We start from the raw sequence: 17661 nt of genomic DNA, 5'->3' as shown, positions 1-17661 counted from the left end.
ACCAAAAATTATATCATGATTTACATAATGTATAAATCATCACTTTATGGTTAACTGTCCTTTTTATTCATATAAATAAAAAACTAACCTTAATTCCCAAATTAAGGTTAGTTTCATATTTCTATTTTACTAATTAATTATACGTTTGTCTCCATGCCTCTTAGTTATCTTATTGTTATCTAAATACTCTAATAGGGGAAGGGCAAATTTTCTTGTAGTACTAAGTACATCTCTGCACTGACCAAGAGTAATGCCATCATTATCCTTTATAAAATCTTTTATCATTGTTACAGCCTCATTATAGACCGTGTGGTATAGAACTATATTTTCATCTAATTTTATTAATAAATTAAAATCAATCATAGATTGAATAACCTTATTAAATTCATTTTCATCTTTAAAGGTTTGAGCCATTTCTTTTATAGTTCTAGGACTAAATTTCCCTTTAGTAAGATTGTCTTCAATTTTTTTCTTTATTTCTTCTTGATCTTTAGTATAGGTAACTTTAAAGTCTTTTAATGAAACTTTATTTTCTACTAAATTTAATACACTTTCAAAATAAGCTAATAGATCATCATATAATTTGTTTTTCACTTTTTTCATTACCCTATTTCTAAGCTCTTCCTTAAGCATTCCTGACTTTAGAGTATTTTTATTATGAAAATCTTTTAATTCCTTTATTATATTTTTTTCAAGCTTTTCTAAATAGTCCTTATGTAATATAACATTATCTACAAACTTAACCACTTTATCTTCTTCAATGAATTTTTCAATTACCTTTTCCATCTCATTCTCTGCAAATTCACCTTTATCTATGTAAAACTTCATAGTTTCATAGTTTTCACTGTTAACCTTAATCATCTCTTCAATGAGATCCTCTATGTCTCCCTTTTCTTTTAATTGTAATTTTTCAATTATGTCCTCTTTAAATCTTTTATGTTTATGTGGGTTGGAGTCTATAATAAATCCGCCCCCAATGGTCTCCATAGGTGAATAAAATCTAAGTACTATTTTATCATCTCTCTTTGCTACAACTTCTTCTTCTAGTCTCAGTTGAATATAAGCAGATTCTCCTGGTAATATTTCCTCTTTATCTAAAATCACTGCTCTACATAATATTTCAGAACTACCATGATATAGTCTAAGCCTTGATCTATTTTTAATAGACCAATTTGATTCTTTTAGTACATTAACCTTTACATCTAACATCATAGTTGGCTCTAATACCTTATCTATACTAAGTACATCTCCTCGTTTAATATCCTCTTTTTTCATATTGGCAAGATTTATGGCAACCCTCTGCCCTGCATATGATCTATCCACACTCTTTCCATGTACTTGGATTCCTCTAATTTTTGTCTCTACTTTATTTGGATATATTAATACTTCATCTCCAACTTTGAAAGTTCCTTCAATTTGAGTTCCTGTTATAACAGTTCCAAATCCTGATATGGAAAATACCCTATCAATAGGTATTCTTGGAGGTAAGTTTATGTTTCTATCCTTTAACTCATCTGTTTGTCTATCGATTTCATGGGCTAGTTCATCTAAACCTTTTCCTTCGACGGCTGAGACCTCCATCATGGTAGCATCTTCTAAAAAAGTCCCCTTTAGTTTTTCCTTAATATCTTCCTTAACTAGGGAAAGCCAATCTTCATCTACTAAATCGGTTTTAGTAAGTACCACAATACCCTTTTCTATTTCCAATATGGATAGAATATCTAAATGTTCTTGAGTCTGAGGCATTACTCCTTCATCAGCGGCAATTACTAACAAAACTATGTCTATACCACCTATACCTGCTAACATATTTTTTATAAACTTTTCATGACCTGGTACATCAACTACCCCTGCCCTTTTACCACTTGGTAACACAAACTCGGCAAATCCTAAATCTATAGTAATACCTCTTTTTTTCTCTTCTTTCAATCGATCCGGGTCTAAACCAGTCAATGCCTTAATTAAAGTGCTCTTACCATGGTCTATATGTCCTGCTGTCCCAATTACAACATTTTTCACCCTACTTGCCCCCTTGTGCCATTTTCTCTATTTCAACTAAGCATGTTTTAATTATATTGAATTCTTCTTCTTTTATTGTACGTACGTCTAATAATATATTCTCTTCACTTATCCTACCTATTACTGGAATATTACTTTCTCTCATTTTCTTTTCTATCCAGTTAGCATTTTTTTCCTTATGATTTATTTTAATCAAAGTAGTTTTTAAATACTCAGTAGGCATAGATCCTCCTCCAACTTGAGAATAGCCTTCTTCCTTTTCTATTAAAAAATCCTTTAAAGAATTTATTAAAACCTCATATAAGTTATGGGCCTTTTCACTTATTTCCTCATGACTATAAGTTAACATTCTTAAAGTAGGAATTTCTTTCTCCGGATTTTTAGCACTAAGATAAGTTCTTAGCGTTCCTTCTAAGGCAGCCAAAGTTAATTTATCTATTCTAATAGCCCTAGTTAATGGATTCTTTTTCATAGCATCAATGTATTTCTTTTTACCAACTATTATACCTGCTTGAGGACCCCCTAATAGCTTGTCTCCACTAAAAGTAACCACATCTATACCTTTTTTAATACTCTCTTGCACTGTTGGTTCCTTTATTATTCCATACTTAGAGAAATCTACTAAAGTTCCACTTCCTATATCTTCAACTGTAGGTAGATTGTATTTATTTCCTATCTCTACCAATTCATCAATTGATACTTCCTTAGTAAATCCTACAACCTTATAATTACTCGTATGAACCTTCAATAAAAGTCCCGTTTCTTCACCTATAGCATTTTCATAATCCCATACATGAGTTTTATTTGTAGTACCTACTTCTTTTAGTAAGGCTCCTCCCTGTTCCATAACCTCAGGAACCCTAAAAGCGCCACCAATCTCTACTAATTGTCCTCTAGATACGATTACTTCCTTATTCTTAGCCATAGTGCTTAAAACTAATAATACGGCTGCCGCATTATTATTTACAACCATAGCGCTTTCAGCCCCTGTAAGCTGTCCTAGTACCTCTTCTATGTGAGAATACCTAGACCCCCTCTTTCCCGTTTCTATATTGTATTCTAAATTAGAATAATTACTAACAGCATCCCATATGCTATTTTTTAGTTCATCATTAATAAGAGCTCTTCCTAAGTTAGTATGAAGTACTACTCCTGTAGCATTTATAACTCTCCTTAAATTCATTGCCTTTTCTTTTTCTACAGATTCTATTATATTTGAAATTACCATGTCCTCGTCAACTTTAAAACTTTCAATTTCATTATCCTTCAATTCTACAATATGTTTTCTAATATTTTCTATATTTTGTCTTACATGTTTGACTACAAAATCTCTATTATTATCCTCTAGTATTTCCATTATTCTTTCTTCATTTAAAATATCATCTACCTTAGGAATTAAACTAAATAATCGTCTTTTATCTGCCATGTAAATCACTCCACTTAAATAAAATTTTATTATGGTTTATTCTAGCATTTGAAAAGGCATCTTAATGATGCCTATTTCACATAAATATATTTGTCCTTCTTTTTTACAACTTCTCCAACAATGCTAAATTCTGTATCCAAATTATTTTTATAAAAATCCATCAAATCAGATACTCTTTCTTTTGGTATTGATACTAGTAGACCGCCTGATGTTTGAGGATCATTCATTATATCTATCAATTCCCTATTTACTTCATTACTTATTTCTAAGTCAGATTTTATGTAATCCTCATTCTTATATGCACCTGCGGGAATTAGTCCCATTTGAGCATATTCTAGTGCCCTACCCATAATTGGCATATTATCACTATTTATTATAATACTAACCTCACTAGCCTTTGCCACCTCAAGACAATGACCTAAAAGTCCAAATCCAGTTATATCTGTACATGCATTAGCTTCGCATATATTCATGCCCTCTGCTGCTACATTGTTTAAATTAGCCATTATTCTAATTACTTCTCTTTTTTCCTCATTGGACAAAAGTTCTGCCTTTATAGCAGTATTTAAAATACCACTACCTATAGGTTTAGTTAAAACAAGTAAATCTCCTTCTTTGGCCATATTATTTCCCATGACCTTATCAGGATGAACTAAACCTGTTACGGATAATCCATACTTAGGTTCATTATCATCTACACTATGTCCACCTACTAAAGTGGCTCCAGCTTCCTTTACTTTATCTGCTCCACCCCTTAATATATCTGATAAAATATCTAAGGATACACAAGTTGGGAAACATACTATATTCATAGCTAAAAGGGGTTTTCCACCCATAGCGTATACGTCACTTAATGAATTCGCCGCTGCAATTTGTCCAAATTCATAGGGATCATCTACTACTGGTGTGAAAAAATCCAGTGTTTGTATTATTGCTGTGTCATCGGATAATTTATATACAGCCGCATCATCAGCCGTATCTAATCCTATTATTAAATTTTTATCTTCTATTTTAGGTAAGTTGCATAATACTTTAGCCAGATCCTCTGGCCCAATTTTGGCAGCTCATCCTGATGTTCTAGCCATTTGAGTTAACTTTACTAACTCTTTTGTCATTTTATCACCTCATCTAATAGCAACATATGGAATCTTTAATACTATTGAATTTTTTACTACCTATACCGGTCACATTCATTATATCATTAATTTTTTCAAAATTTCCATAGTTACTTCTATATTCTATTATTCTCATGGCCAAACTTTCACCTATGCCATTTAAATTAATCAGTTCATCCTTGGTGGCTAAATTAATATTTACTTTTCTATCTTCTAATGACTGTTCTTCATTTTTATCATCTATAGAAGGGATATATATTTGTTCTCCATCTACTAATTTCTTAGCCAAATTAACTTTTACCCTATCTACATTTTGTCTAAATCCACCAGCCATTTGGACAGCATCTGCCACTCTAGAATTTTCCTTTAATTCTATTATACCTGGATTTTTAACACAACCGCAAATATCTATTATAATTTGTGTACTTTTTTTTACATTTTTTTCATTGTCAGTCTCCACATTATCTCTTATTTCATTAATAGACATTTTATATGAATCATTTTTTTTAACTAAACTACTATTCCATAGGGATATTAAAGCAACTATTATGATTAATCCTACTATAATCTTTTCTTTTTTCACTAGTGCACCTCCTAATATATAGTATCCCTAATATTATTTAACAATATATGTGATTATTTAACTATTTCCATTAAACCTATTAAAAATCTCATTAGTTTTTGCTATACTAGTAAGGTAGTCAACTTATGGGAGGTAATAACGTGAAAAAAAATCTAACCACTTTTATACTAGTGTTCATCCTATTATTTAATGTATTATTTAGTACAAATGCATTTGCAGTTTCAAAACCTACAATAAGTGCTCCTAGCGGCATATTGATAGATTTTGAAACTGGCGATGTGTTATATGATAAAAATGGAAATACCCCCATGTATCCCGCAAGTACTACTAAAGTAATGACAGCTTTACTTACTCTTGAAAATTGTAAATTAGATGAAGTTGTTACTATAGACAGCAAAAGCCCCTTTACAAATGGTAGTCGAATTTATTTAAATGAAGGTGAAAAAGTTACTATAGAGCAATTATTATATGCCTTATTAGTAGAATCTGCTAATGATGCTGCCGTGGCATTGGCAATACACATTTCTGGAGATGTGAAGTCCTTTGCAGGCTTAATGAATGAACGGGCAAAGGAATTGGGAGCAAAAAATACTAATTTTACAAATCCAAATGGATTACCAGATCCAAAACATATAACTACAGCCTATGACTTAGCTTTAATAGGTAAAAAAGCTATGGAAATTGAAAAGTTCCGTGAAATTGTAAAAACAACAAGATATCAAATTCCTCCTACAAACAAACAAGAAGAAACTAGGTATTTAAAAAATTCTAATAGGCTTTTATGGGGAACTGGCAGCAGAAATAAGATGGAATATAAAGGGGACCTAATAGATATAAAATATGATATTGTAGATGGAATGAAAACTGGATATACAGTTGCTGCTCAGCAATGTTTAGTAGCTACAGCTCAAAAGGATGGACATAGGGTTATAAGTGTAGTATTAAAGGCAACAGGTAAAAATATATATTCTGATACTAGGACACTATTAGATTATGGCTTTGGAAATTTCAAAACTATAAAGCTTACAAGTGGAAATCAAAAAATTAAAAGTATATATATAAATAATGATAAGAGTTTAAACGTAAATCTTTTAACTAAAGATACTTTATACAAAACAGTTCCTAAGGATAATAGTTACGATATAGAAAAAAAGGTTGAAATATTTGATGAAATAAAACTCCCTATAGAAAAGGGCCAAGTTCTTGGTGAAATAGTCTACACAAACAATGATGTGGAATTTGGAAAAGTAGATTTAATATCGGATAGATCTGTAGAGGAAAAAAAATTATTTTCCAACTTTAATATTGGAAAAATATTTTTAATAGGATTTCTGTCTCTAATCATATTATTCTTAATCTATAGAACCTTTGTTACTATGGGACGCATTAAACGTCGTAAAATTCGCAAACGTAAATTAGAGAGATACAAACAAGTTAATATATATAAAAAATAAGAGTCTTTTGAAAGACTCTTATTTTTATCTACTTAACAACAATATTAACTAATTTCTTTGGAATTGCAATAACCTTGATTATATTCTTTTCAGCTATTAACCCAGCTATTTTTTCATTACTCATAGCCTCTTTTTCCATATCTTCTTTACTCATATTAGCTGCTACAACTATTTTATCTCTAACCTTGCCATTTACTTGAACTACTATTTCAACTTCGTCCTTTATAATAGCATTTTTATCGTAAGTTGGCCAACTAGCTTCATGTACACTAGTTTCGTTTCCTAATATACTCCATAATTCTTCTGTCATATGAGGTGCAAATGGAGCTAATAGAACTACGATAGTTTCAAGGGCCTCTTTTAATAATTTTTCATTCTTTTCACCATCTAAGTCTTTATACTTGTAAACTTCATTTATAAGTTCCATAGTAGCACTTATTGCCGTATTAAAATTAAATCTCTCTTCTATATCTTCACTAACTCTTTTTATAGTGTTGTGTATCATATAATTTAATTGTTTATCTTCCCTAGTTAATTCTCTGTCTTTACTTGAGTCAATATTCTTTAGTTCGTCTACTACTCTCCATACTCTATTTAAGAATCTAAAGCAACCCTCTACTCCTGCATCACTCCACTCTAAATCCCTTTCAGGAGGAGCAGCAAATAGTATAAATGTTCTAGCCGTATCTGCACCATATTTTTCAATGATTTCTTTAGGACTAACTACATTTCCTTTGGATTTAGACATCTTAGCTCCGTCTTTAAGAACCATTCCTTGAGTTAATAAGTTCTCAAATGGCTCAGAATCAGAACAATATCCCAGTTTGCTTAATACCTTCGTAAAGAATCTTGCATATAACAAGTGAAGTATAGCATGTTCTACTCCTCCTATATATTGGTCAACTTGCATCCAATAATCTGCCATTTCCTTACTAAATATTTCTAAGTCATTCTTAGGATCTGCATATCTTAAGAAGTACCAAGAAGAATCTACAAAAGTATCCATTGTGTCTGTTTCTCTCTTAGCCTTTTTGCCACATTTTGGACAAGAAGTATACATAAAGCTTTCGCTTGTAGTAAGTGGAGATTTTCCTTTACCAGAAAATACTACATCCGTTGGAAGTTCTAATGGTAAGTCCTTTTCTTCTACAGGCACTGTACCACAGTCATCACAATATACTACAGGAATAGGCGTTCCCCAATATCTTTGTCTAGAGATTAACCAATCTCTAAGTCTAAAGTTGATAGTTTTCTTCCCTAGGCCTTCTTCTTCTAGGAAGTTTACCATCTTCTCTATTCCTTCTTTACTATCTGTACCATTAAAGTCTCCAGAATTTATCATTATCCCTTCCCCAGTATAGGCACATTCCATGTTTTCATCTAGTTTCATATCCTTAGGTTCTATTACAGGAATTATATCAAGATTATATTTCTTTGCAAATTCAAAATCCCTTTCGTCATGGGCAGGTACTGCCATAATAGCACCAGTACCATAATCCATAAGTACATAGTTTGCTATGTATATTGGAATTTTCTTACCATTAACAGGGTTAATAGCATATCTTCCTAGGAAAACTCCCTCTTTTTCTACTGTTGTAGACGTTCTTTCAATTTCAGACATATGTTGTAATTTTTCTTTGAATTTAGTTACAGACTCTTCATTCTCAGTTCCTTTTGCTAACTTTTGAACATATGGATGTTCTGGAGCTAAAACCATATATGTTACTCCACAAATAGTATCTGGTCTAGTAGTAAATATATCTAATTTTTCCTCAAACCCATCAATATTAAAGGACATTTCTGCTCCAGTACTCTTACCAATCCAATTTTTTTGCATTATTTTAACTTTTTCTGGCCATCCCTTTAATTTTTCTATATCCTCTAATAATTCATCTGCATAATCTGTTATTTTAAAATACCATTGACTTAAATCCTTTTTACCTACTGCCGTATCACATCTCTCACATAGGCCACCAACAACCTGTTCATTGGCAAGAACTGTTTCACATGATGGACACCAATTTACAGGATATTTTTTCTTATATGCTAGTCCATTTTTATACATTTGTAAGAAAATCCATTGAGTCCATTTGTAGTAATCTGGATGACAAGTAGCTACTTCCCTATTCCAGTCATAACTTATGCCTAATTCTTTTAATTGATTTCTCATCTCTTCAATATTTTCCCAAGTCCATTTGTTAGGATGTATTCCATGCTTAATGGCAGCATTTTCTGCTGGAAGACCAAAGGAATCCCATCCCATAGGATGAAGAACATTATAGCCTTTCATTTTTTTAAATCTAGCTAACACATCACCTATAGAATAATTTCTAACATGTCCCATATGTAACTTTCCTGATGGATAAGGAAACATTTCTAAAACATAATATTTTTCTTTTTCTGTATCATTCTTTGTCTCAAAGGCATTATCCTTATCCCATGAGCTCTGCCATTTTTTTTCAATTGTACTAAAATCATACCTAGACATAAAACTCCTCCTAATTTTCTTCTAATTTGTTTATTTACAAAAAAAAGTACCAAAAATACTTCTCATCCACCTAGTAGGGACGAGAAATACCCGCGGTACCACCCTAATTGACATGTCCATGTCCTCTTTAATAGTTTTATAAAGGTAACTAACCTATTTATTTCCATGAGGCAAGTTCAAATTTTCCTTCTACCGATTCACACCAACCATCGATTCTCTGAAAAAAATCCAATTTTACTACTCCTCTATTTTACTATATTTACTTTTAATTCCACAAAATTTACTTTATTATAATTTGTTTTTTAGAAGTTGTCAAGGCATATATCCTTAGCATCTTTCCATACTCTTTCCACTCCATAAAAAGCTCTCTCATCTTCTGTAAAGACATGAACAACCACATCTATATAGTCTAGTAATATCCATTTACCATCCCTATAACCTTCCTTATGACCTAATAAAACTGCTTTTTCTTTCAGTGATTTTTCTATTTCATCAGCAATAGCCTTTACTTGTCTTGTGGATTTTCCATGGGCTATAATAAAAAAATCCGCAATATTAGATACATTATTTATATCTAAAATCCTAATATCTAATCCCTTCTTTTCATCGATTGCCTTTATTATGATTTTTACCGTTTCCATAGTATTATTTATCATAAAATCCTCCTAGCTACAATATGTTTGTTAAAGCATAAATATATATGGAATAAATGTTAAATAAGGTAATTTCTAGACCTGCTGAAAAACTCTTTTAATAAGTAAAAATACATCCTTATTTATTATTAGTCAATCTTTTGAAATAATAGAACAGGTTTATCCTATAAACTTAATATTAATTAACTTTATTCTTTTTATCATTTCCCTTATTATTATATTTATCTTTACTTCTAAATTCTATAACATTAACTATTATATAGTTAATTAATATTAATATCAATCCTAAGCCTACTAATTTATTTGCTATCCTATTCATGTTAAAAAAATAAAATGTCATTCTAGAATGACATTTTATTTTTTACTTCCTATCGATTATACACAAGTCTATTTACTAGTTCTTTTACCCCGTCTAAATCAGGTATAAAATAACTAACGCCATTTATGGTTTTCACATCACCAGGTATTGTAGTCATTTGGATGGATCCTAAATCAAAATCCTTAGCCATTATAGCTAAATATGTCATAGTAGATAAGGGCATATCCGTATCCACATAAGAACTGAAAGTCTTTATAAGCCTTGGAAATTTAACTATAATACTAGGTGATTTAACCTTTTTTATAATTGCATTAATAAACATTTGCTGTGCTTGTATTCTTCCTAAATCTTGATTTTTATACCCTTTTCTAAATCTAACAAATTGCATAGCCTTATCTCCATCTAGTACCTGCTTACCCTTTTTTATATTTATTCTTAAAGGAGGATCTGCATAAGGATCATAATACTTCATGTTCATAGGAACATCCACTTCTATTCCTCCTAATGTATCTACTACCTTTCCTAATCCTTCATAATTTATCTTTACATAGTAATCTATAGGAACACCTAATAAATCCTTTACAGCTTTCTTTGTAAGTTCCATACCTCCATAGACATGGGCATGATTTATTTTATCTTTTTTACTTCTTCCTCTTATTACAACTCTTGAATCTCTAGGTATAGATATGACGCTTATTTCTTTCGTATCCGTATCAATAGAAGCTAACATCATAGTGTCAGTTCTGGCCTTTTGTGAATTTTTTAAATTTTTAGCATCTACTCCTACAGCTAGAATGTTTATTTTTCTTTTTTCACTAACTTGTCTGGAATCAACTTCTGTATTTTCTGTAGCAAATTCCTTTTGTTCTATACTATTTAAAAAAATGTAGGTACCAGAGCCCATCACAAGTAAAAAACAAAAAAAAGCTATAATAAATACTTTGAAAAATTTTTTCATTTTTTCCTCCTGTGCTACTTTATATTTGCCAAAATATAATTCCTTGCATTTACACTAAGGGGATGTATTAATTCATTTTTGTCAATAGTATATTTTATAGTTCTATTCAATCCTTCTAATACGCCTAAATCTAAATTCATTTCCACTATTTCCCTTAGTTCATTGACCCCTTCGAAAACTCTATTTGGTTCTATATAATCTGATATATAAATGATTTTTTCTAGTACACTCATGTTCTTTCTACCAGTAGTATGGTATCTTACTGCATTAATTATTTCATCATCGCTTATTCCAAATTCTTGTTGTATTATAAGTGAACCTACAAAACCATGCAATAATTGTGGTTGTTTGTAATATATGTCTTTTTCTATTATTGAAACTTGTGGCATATGCTTTAATAGTTCTTCATCTGTAAAATTTTTTGCACAATCATGTAAAAGTGCTGCTATCTGTAACTTTTCAAGATCACAATTATATTTTTCACCTAACTTTAAGGCAGTTTTCTCTACTCCTAAGGAGTGATTATATCTCTTTGGCGAAAGATTCTTTTTAATAAATTCCTTAATTTTAACAATATCCATGTGTATACCTCCAAAACCTAATCCATATATAAATGATTTTTATATATATAATATTCAACTGGTTCAGGAAGCAAATATTTTATAGAATGGCCCTTATTAACTCTGCCTCTTATGTCTGTAGAAGATATTGCCAATGCAGGAATGTCAATTATTTCTATTTCAGCATCATATTGGTTTCTTAGTTCATTTACCTTATCTGTTACTTCTTTAGAAGAATGGCCTGGTCTTGTGGCTGCAATAAACTTACACAGGCTTGCAAGCTTCTCTACATTCTTCCATGTGTCTAACTGACATATGGCATCAGCACCCGTAATAAAAAATAATTCTGCATCTCTATTCTCTTTTTTTAGGCATTCTAATGTATTTACCGTATATGAGATTTCATCCTTCTCTATTTCCATTCTAGACACTTCAAAATATGAATTAGTCACAGTGGCAAGCAAAGTCATAAAATATCTATGCTTACTAGGTGTTACTCCCAAAGCTTCCTTATGGGGAGGATTTCCCGTAGGTATGAACATGACCTTATCTAGATTGTACTTTGAACGCACTTGCTCTGCTATTACTAAATGTCCATAATGAATTGGGTCGAAAGTACCTCCCATAATTCCAATCTTTTCTTTCGGTTTATTTTCATTATGTTTATTAAAAAACATATAACTTCCTCCAAAATAGTAAAAATTGACTTCATATTATATTATATTTGTATATATGTATTAAATCAAATATTATATTCAATAAATGTTGCCAAATTAAAAAGTGTGACAAAAGGTAATATTACCCAGTCACACCCTTTGTTATCTAGGTAGTTCTATAGTCGGTTCTTCTTTAGCTTCTCTATATAATACAAACTTATTACCTATAGCCTGTACAAATTCAGAATTAGTTAATCTAGCTAACTCATTAGCTGCCTCTTTTGTTTCTAATAAACTAGTTTCTAATATATTTACTTTAACTAGCTCTTTTGACTCTAACATGTCATCTAATTGACTTACAAAGCTTTCTGTTATACCATTTTTACCTATTTGGGCTATAGGTTTCATTTTATTAGCTAATCCCTTTAAATAACTTCTTTGTTTTCCTTTTAGCATACTTCTCCTCCAATTTATCCTATCCATAGAATTCAAACTCAAAATCAAATATCTTTACCGTATCTCCATCTTCAATGCCAAGTTTCTTTAGTTCATCCACGATTCCCTTTTTAACTAAGAAGTTTTGGAAATACCTTAAGGAATCCATATCTTCAAAGTTTGTAGAATAAAATATTTTCTCTACAAGTTTTCCTTCTAATATGAAATAATCATTTTCTTTTCTAATTTTAATATCATCTTTCTTTTCATCTTCATTAGTATAATATTTAAAATCTTCACTTTCGTCATAAAGTGGTTCAATTTCTATATTATCTAATTCATTAGATACATATCTCATTACCTCTGTAAGCCCCTTGTTAGTAGCAGCTGATACAGGAAATACTTTGTATCCTAGTTTATTCATTTCTTCTTCAAATTCTTTATACTCTTCATCTGACGCAAGTACATCTATCTTATTTGCCACTACCACTTGTACTTTTTTACCAAGAAGCTCTGTGTATTGTCTTAATTCCTCATTTATTTTATGAAAATCATCAATAGGATCTCTACCTTCCATGCCAGATACATCTACCACATGTATAAGCATTTTAGTCCTTTCCACATGTCTTAAGAATTCAAGACCTAATCCCACACCTTCATGGGCTCCTTCTATTAGTCCAGGTATATCTGCTAAAACAAAACTCTTTTTATCTACTTCAACCACTCCTAAATTTGGGGTAATTGTAGTAAAATGATAGTTAGCTATTTTAGGCTTAGCCTTCGTCACTATGGACAATATAGTAGATTTACCAACATTAGGGAATCCTACTAATCCCACATCAGCTAAAAGTTTAAGTTCTAGTATAATATTTCTTTCCTCAGATGAAGTTCCACTTTCAGCAAAGTTAGGGGCTTGTCTAGTAGATGTAGTAAAATGGGTATTACCCTTTCCACCACGTCCTCCCTTTGCTACTACTGCCCTATCTCCATGATTAGTCAGATCTGCCATTATCAAATTACTTTCTTCATCTCTTACAATAGTTCCTGGAGGTACCCTTAGGATAAGATCTTTAGCATCCTTACCATACATCTTCTTTCCTTTTCCGTTTTCTCCACTTTCAGCAACATATTTCTTTTGGTATCTAAAGTCCATTAAAGTCCTTAGTCCTTCATCTACTTCTAATATTACGCTGCCTCCACGTCCACCATCACCACCATCAGGACCTCCTGCTGGTACATATTTTTCTCTTCTAAAGGAAACGCATCCGTTACCACCGCGTCCGCCTTTAACAAAAATTTTGGCTTTATCAACAAACATTTATATCACCCTTATATATGTAATTAGGTTATTTTTATTGTTTTAATTATTATTTTAATTTTTATTATTAGTTATACTAAATTGTTTAATAATTAAAATTCAAAAAATTATACAAAACCTACTACTTTAAATTTTCCATGTAAATTATCCTTAAAGATAGAAAACCCATGCTAAATGCATGGGTTTATATTACTTAGCTGCCGCAACAACTTCTTTTGGATATACGCTAACTTGTTTTTTATCTTTACCTTTTCTTTCAAACTTAACAATTCCATCTATCTTAGCAAAAAGTGTATCGTCTCCACCTTTACCAACATTAGTTCCAGGGTGAATCTTAGTACCTCTTTGACGTACTAAAATACTTCCACCTGATACGAATTGTCCGTCAGCTCTTTTAACTCCAAGTCTTTTAGCTTGACTATCACGACCGTTTTTAGAGCTTCCTACTCCTTTTTTACTCGCAAATAGTTGTAAATTAATATTGAACAACATACTGTTACACCTCCTTATCATTAAGGTCAATAAATTCATTGTACATACCCTGAGTTCCTTTTATGCCAATTAACATAGTATTAAGTATTAGATTAGCCTTTTCACGGACCTCTTCAGATAAATCTGGCAATTTGCATGAAAGATATCCATCCTCCATGGCATACTCTAAATCTATTGATAGAAGTTCATGTAATGCTAAAATAGTTGTTTGTGAAAGTATAGAAATACTTGCGCAAACTATGTCTTCTCCATGAGGAGCTGCGTCTGCATGTCCCTCTACAGAAAATTCTACTATATTTCCTTGGTCATCTCTTGAAAAATCAATTTTAATCATTTTAATTAACCATTGATTTTTTCAATCTTAACTTGAGTATATGGTTGACGGTGACCTTGCTTCTTTCTGTAGTCTTTCTTAGCTTTGTATTTAAATACAATAACCTTTGGCGCTTTACCATTCTTAACTACAGTAGCAGAAACTTTAGCTCCATCAACTGATGGTGTTCCTACAGTTAGTTGTCCTTCTTTTGATAAAGCTAACACTTTATCGAATTCTACAACTTCTCCTTCATTTGCAGTTAACTTTTCTACAAATAAAGTGTCTCCTTCTTGAACTCTATATTGCTTTCCACCTGTTTCTATAATAGCGTACATAATTACACCTCCTCTAACCAGACTCGCCAAATACCAGGTACTTTCGTTTTAAACCCGATTTGTGCGGCTACCTACAGATATGTATTATAGTATAAAAATACTATAAAGTCAATATGTTTTATAACTTTTTATATTTTTTATACAAATCTGGTCTTTTTTCCCTCGTTATTTCTAAAGATTTGTCCATTCTCCACTGTTCAATCTTTTTATGATTTCCAGATAAAAGAACTTCTGGAACTAACATGCCCCTATACTCACTAGGTCTAGTATAATGAGGATATTCTAAAAGACCACTATATATGGACTCGTCCATATAGGATACCTTTTGTCCTAAAACTCCCGGTATCATCCTAGCTATGGAGTCTATCATGACCATAGCAGGCAGTTCTCCTCCTGTTAGGACATAGTCCCCTATGGACACCTCATCTGTTACCCAATGGTCTATTACCCTTTGATCTACACCTTCATAATGACCACATAAAAACACTAAATGTTCTTCTTTTGAAAACTCTATGGCCAGATCTTGGTTAAAAACCTTTCCTTTAGGTGTCATATATATAATCCTACTATTTTTTGTGTCAATGCTCTCAAGAGCATTAAATATAGGATCTGCCTGCATTACCATGCCAGCACCACCACCATAGGGATAATCATCAACTTTTTTGTGTTTATTCTTAGTATAATCTCTTATGTTCATAAGATTTAACTCTAGTAAATTATTATCTACTGCACGACCTATAATACTCTCTCCCATTGGGCCTGCAAACATATGTGGAAATAATGTCAATACACTTATTTTCATTCTATTAATCCCTCTATTAATTTTATAATCATCTTCTTTTCAGAAATATTTACTTCTTTCACAAACTCTCCTACAGCTGGAATTAGTGCAGGAGCTTTTTTTCCCTCAATTTTTATTTCATATATATCATTGGCACTAGTTTGTATTACATTTTTTAATTTACCAATATATTCATTTTCCGTAGAGAAAACTTCAATACCAATTAAATCTGTAATAAAATATGTATCTTCTGGTAACTCTCTAGCATCTTCTCTGTCTATGTATAAGTATTTATCCCTATAAGTTTCTGCATCATTACATGTGTTAATTTCCTTTATCTTTAATATAACCATATTCTTCTTATATTTAACACTTTGAATGTGATATTTTTCATCCCTTTGTCCATCCATATATACCCATTTTAATTCTTCAAATCTTTCCTTATAATCCGTAAGTGGATATACTCTAACCTCACCACGTATTCCATGAGTGCCTACTATTTGTCCTACTTTCAGGAGATTACTCATATTATGCCTAATTTCTAAAATTCGGATAATTTTACTCATCCAAATTTTTCGTCTTATACACCTATAAGACGATGGTATCACAGAATTTCACCACTAGGATAGCTTTGCTAAATCTCACAATCGCCTAAACCTTCCCACTAGATGTAATTAGGTAATACTAACTTATTTTTAAAGTTAATTATAATTTACTATACCTAATAATTTTTTCTATTGATTAACCACGAATCAGGATTTTCACCTACCTTCCTTTTAATATTCTCATTTACTTTACCATAATAATTTTCAAATGTAAATATGGTAGTTAACAAGTGTAAAGACAATCCCATCCATTTTAGGTATTAAAAAAGATGACTTCTGTAGAATACAGAAATCATCTTCTAACATCTTAATATCTCTTTTAAGATTGTCATTCACATGGGTATCATTTTGGGTTTCTTTATTTTTAAACTTGCCTTTAGAAAATTTTAAACCTCAGAGGTGCTTGTGGAAGCTTTACTCCAGTACTGAATTTACAATATCTACCATATCTTCAATCTTAGCTATAGTATCTAATCCTCCATCGGCTACCGCTGCTATGGCTGCTTGATATGCTGATAAGTTCCCATCTAACACTTTGGATACCGTTACTCCTGCATCTTTTATATCTTTTATCGTTATACTTGATGCATCACCATTTTTAGCTATTCCCTCTATTTTGGCAATTGCATCTCTCTTAACTGCTGCTTGCGCTAAATTTACACCATCTACCATATCTTCAATCTTAGCTTTAGTATTTAACGCTCCATCTTCTGCCGCTACTATAGCTGCTTGATATGCTAATAAGTTTCCATCTAACACTTTCGATTCAGTTACTCCTGCATCTTTTATATCTTCTATTGTTATACTTGATGCATCTCCATTTTGAGCTATTCCCTCTATTTTAGCAATTTGCTCTGAATTAGTTTCATCAGTCAAAATAACAGTTTTTGTATCTCCATCCCATTCCACATCTAATCCTAAAGTTTCACCTATAAACCTTATAGGAATCATCACCCTACCGTCTATAGTGTAATGATCCATAGCTATAGGTTCTCCATCAAGTTTAGCTGTGCTAGACCCTTGAACAAATTCAAGATCTGTCTCACCTTGACTAATTTGTATAGTTCTAGTTGCCCCATCGTAGCTAACACTGCCCCCTATGTCTCTTATGAATTCGCCTAATGGTACACATACTCTACCATTAATTA

At 31.5% G+C, this 17661-nt stretch carries 19 protein-coding genes and 1 other annotated feature; of the genes, 1 reads left to right on the top strand and 18 read right to left on the bottom strand.

The genetic code is table 11. The features are described from left to right. Nucleotides 1-129: 129 nt before the first annotated feature. From selB to CCE28_RS00075, 4 genes are all read right to left on the bottom strand, one after another. Nucleotides 130-2019, bottom strand: coding sequence for a selenocysteine-specific translation elongation factor (selB, locus tag CCE28_RS00090; RefSeq protein WP_095129732.1), 1890 nt, complete (start codon nt 2017-2019; stop codon nt 130-132). Between the two features lies 1 nt (nt 2020). Then, the gene (gene selA / locus CCE28_RS00085) at nt 2021-3445 is read right to left on the bottom strand and encodes an L-seryl-tRNA(Sec) selenium transferase (protein ID WP_095129730.1); all 1425 of its coding nucleotides are present in this window, start codon (nt 3443-3445) and stop codon (nt 2021-2023) included. A 71-nt stretch (nt 3446-3516) separates the two neighbouring features. Then, nucleotides 3517-4560, bottom strand: coding sequence for a selenide, water dikinase SelD (gene selD, locus CCE28_RS00080; RefSeq protein WP_095129728.1), 1044 nt, complete (start codon nt 4558-4560; stop codon nt 3517-3519). A 13-nt stretch (nt 4561-4573) separates the two neighbouring features. Next, nucleotides 4574-5143 carry a ComEA family DNA-binding protein gene (locus CCE28_RS00075; protein ID WP_095129726.1) on the bottom strand — a complete coding sequence of 190 codons (570 nt, stop codon included), beginning with the start codon at nt 5141-5143 and terminating at the stop codon, nt 4574-4576. Nucleotides 5144-5283: 140 nt separating this feature from the next. On the opposite strand from CCE28_RS00075, the gene CCE28_RS00070 reads away from it, so the two are divergent. After that, a complete protein-coding gene (locus CCE28_RS00070; protein ID WP_176461562.1) occupies nt 5284-6597 on the top strand; it encodes a D-alanyl-D-alanine carboxypeptidase family protein in 1314 nt (437 codons plus the stop codon). Nucleotides 6598-6625: 28 nt separating this feature from the next. Here the strand turns inward: CCE28_RS00070 and leuS are convergent, their stop codons facing one another. From leuS to CCE28_RS00005, 14 genes are all read right to left on the bottom strand, one after another. Further along, on the bottom strand, nt 6626-9085 hold the full coding sequence (gene leuS / locus CCE28_RS00065) for a leucine--tRNA ligase (RefSeq protein ID WP_095129722.1): 2460 nt from the start codon (nt 9083-9085) through the stop codon (nt 6626-6628). Nucleotides 9086-9157: 72 nt separating this feature from the next. Next, nucleotides 9158-9340 (bottom strand) — a binding site (T-box leader). A 47-nt stretch (nt 9341-9387) separates the two neighbouring features. After that, entirely contained in the window at nt 9388-9741 is a 354-nt protein-coding gene (gene rsfS, locus CCE28_RS00060) for a ribosome silencing factor (RefSeq protein ID WP_095129720.1), read from the bottom strand. Nucleotides 9742-9916: 175 nt separating this feature from the next. Then, complete coding sequence (locus CCE28_RS21910) at nt 9917-10057, bottom strand: hypothetical protein (RefSeq protein ID WP_176461561.1); 141 nt, start codon at nt 10055-10057, stop codon at nt 9917-9919. A 49-nt stretch (nt 10058-10106) separates the two neighbouring features. After that, complete coding sequence (locus CCE28_RS00055) at nt 10107-11015, bottom strand: LCP family protein (RefSeq protein WP_095129718.1); 909 nt, start codon at nt 11013-11015, stop codon at nt 10107-10109. A gap of 14 nt (nt 11016-11029) precedes the next feature. Continuing rightward, complete coding sequence (gene yqeK, locus CCE28_RS00050) at nt 11030-11596, bottom strand: bis(5'-nucleosyl)-tetraphosphatase (symmetrical) YqeK (protein ID WP_095129716.1); 567 nt, start codon at nt 11594-11596, stop codon at nt 11030-11032. Nucleotides 11597-11613: 17 nt separating this feature from the next. Further along, nucleotides 11614-12252, bottom strand: a complete 639-nt coding sequence (gene nadD / locus CCE28_RS00045; RefSeq protein WP_095129714.1) for a nicotinate-nucleotide adenylyltransferase — start codon at nt 12250-12252, stop codon at nt 11614-11616. 141 nt (nt 12253-12393) lie between these two features. Beyond that, nucleotides 12394-12687 carry a ribosome assembly RNA-binding protein YhbY gene (gene yhbY / locus CCE28_RS00040; RefSeq protein ID WP_095129712.1) on the bottom strand — a complete coding sequence of 98 codons (294 nt, stop codon included), beginning with the start codon at nt 12685-12687 and terminating at the stop codon, nt 12394-12396. A 19-nt stretch (nt 12688-12706) separates the two neighbouring features. Beyond that, nucleotides 12707-13984, bottom strand: coding sequence for a GTPase ObgE (gene obgE / locus CCE28_RS00035; RefSeq protein ID WP_095129710.1), 1278 nt, complete (start codon nt 13982-13984; stop codon nt 12707-12709). A gap of 189 nt (nt 13985-14173) precedes the next feature. Further along, a complete protein-coding gene (gene rpmA / locus CCE28_RS00030) occupies nt 14174-14473 on the bottom strand; it encodes a 50S ribosomal protein L27 (RefSeq protein WP_095130790.1) in 300 nt (99 codons plus the stop codon). Nucleotides 14474-14480: 7 nt separating this feature from the next. Next, nucleotides 14481-14810 carry a ribosomal-processing cysteine protease Prp gene (locus CCE28_RS00025; RefSeq protein ID WP_095129708.1) on the bottom strand — a complete coding sequence of 110 codons (330 nt, stop codon included), beginning with the start codon at nt 14808-14810 and terminating at the stop codon, nt 14481-14483. Between the two features lie 5 nt (nt 14811-14815). Further along, nucleotides 14816-15127: a 50S ribosomal protein L21 gene (gene rplU, locus CCE28_RS00020; protein WP_095129706.1), complete on the bottom strand. Its 312-nt coding sequence runs from the start codon at nt 15125-15127 to the stop codon at nt 14816-14818. Nucleotides 15128-15245: 118 nt separating this feature from the next. Then, on the bottom strand, nt 15246-15929 hold the full coding sequence (trmD, locus tag CCE28_RS00015; RefSeq protein WP_095129704.1) for a tRNA (guanosine(37)-N1)-methyltransferase TrmD: 684 nt from the start codon (nt 15927-15929) through the stop codon (nt 15246-15248). After that, a complete protein-coding gene (rimM, locus tag CCE28_RS00010) occupies nt 15926-16435 on the bottom strand; it encodes a ribosome maturation factor RimM (protein WP_095129702.1) in 510 nt (169 codons plus the stop codon). Before rimM ends, trmD begins: the two co-directional genes overlap by 4 nt. A 492-nt stretch (nt 16436-16927) precedes the next feature. Beyond that, nucleotides 16928-17661, bottom strand: a 734-nt coding sequence (locus tag CCE28_RS00005; RefSeq protein WP_141228288.1) for a copper amine oxidase N-terminal domain-containing protein, incomplete at its 5' end; no start/stop codon positions are given.

Source organism: Anaeromicrobium sediminis, assembly GCF_002270055.1.
GTDB lineage: Bacteria > Bacillota > Clostridia > Peptostreptococcales > Thermotaleaceae > Anaeromicrobium > Anaeromicrobium sediminis.
This window is presented reverse-complemented; position numbering and strand designations above follow the sequence as displayed.

Excerpts from the sequence above, each read along its gene's own strand:
- yqeK (WP_095129716.1), bottom strand. The coding sequence starts at position 11,596 with ATGGATATTGTTAAAATTAAGGAATTTATTAAAAAGAATCTTTCGCCA.
- selA (WP_095129730.1), bottom strand. The coding sequence starts at position 3,445 with ATGGCAGATAAAAGACGATTATTTAGTTTAATTCCTAAGGTAGATGAT.
- rsfS (WP_095129720.1), bottom strand. The coding sequence starts at position 9,741 with ATGATAAATAATACTATGGAAACGGTAAAAATCATAATAAAGGCAATC.
- trmD (WP_095129704.1), bottom strand. The coding sequence starts at position 15,929 with ATGAAAATAAGTGTATTGACATTATTTCCACATATGTTTGCAGGCCCA.
- CCE28_RS00055 (WP_095129718.1), bottom strand. The coding sequence starts at position 11,015 with ATGAAAAAATTTTTCAAAGTATTTATTATAGCTTTTTTTTGTTTTTTA.
- rplU (WP_095129706.1), bottom strand. The coding sequence starts at position 15,127 with ATGTACGCTATTATAGAAACAGGTGGAAAGCAATATAGAGTTCAAGAA.
- rimM (WP_095129702.1), bottom strand. The coding sequence starts at position 16,435 with ATGAGTAATCTCCTGAAAGTAGGACAAATAGTAGGCACTCATGGAATA.
- CCE28_RS21910 (WP_176461561.1), bottom strand. The coding sequence starts at position 10,057 with ATGAATAGGATAGCAAATAAATTAGTAGGCTTAGGATTGATATTAATA.
- CCE28_RS00025 (WP_095129708.1), bottom strand. The coding sequence starts at position 14,810 with ATGATTAAAATTGATTTTTCAAGAGATGACCAAGGAAATATAGTAGAA.
- yhbY (WP_095129712.1), bottom strand. The coding sequence starts at position 12,687 with ATGCTAAAAGGAAAACAAAGAAGTTATTTAAAGGGATTAGCTAATAAA.
- obgE (WP_095129710.1), bottom strand. The coding sequence starts at position 13,984 with ATGTTTGTTGATAAAGCCAAAATTTTTGTTAAAGGCGGACGCGGTGGT.
- leuS (WP_095129722.1), bottom strand. The coding sequence starts at position 9,085 with ATGTCTAGGTATGATTTTAGTACAATTGAAAAAAAATGGCAGAGCTCA.
- nadD (WP_095129714.1), bottom strand. The coding sequence starts at position 12,252 with ATGTTTTTTAATAAACATAATGAAAATAAACCGAAAGAAAAGATTGGA.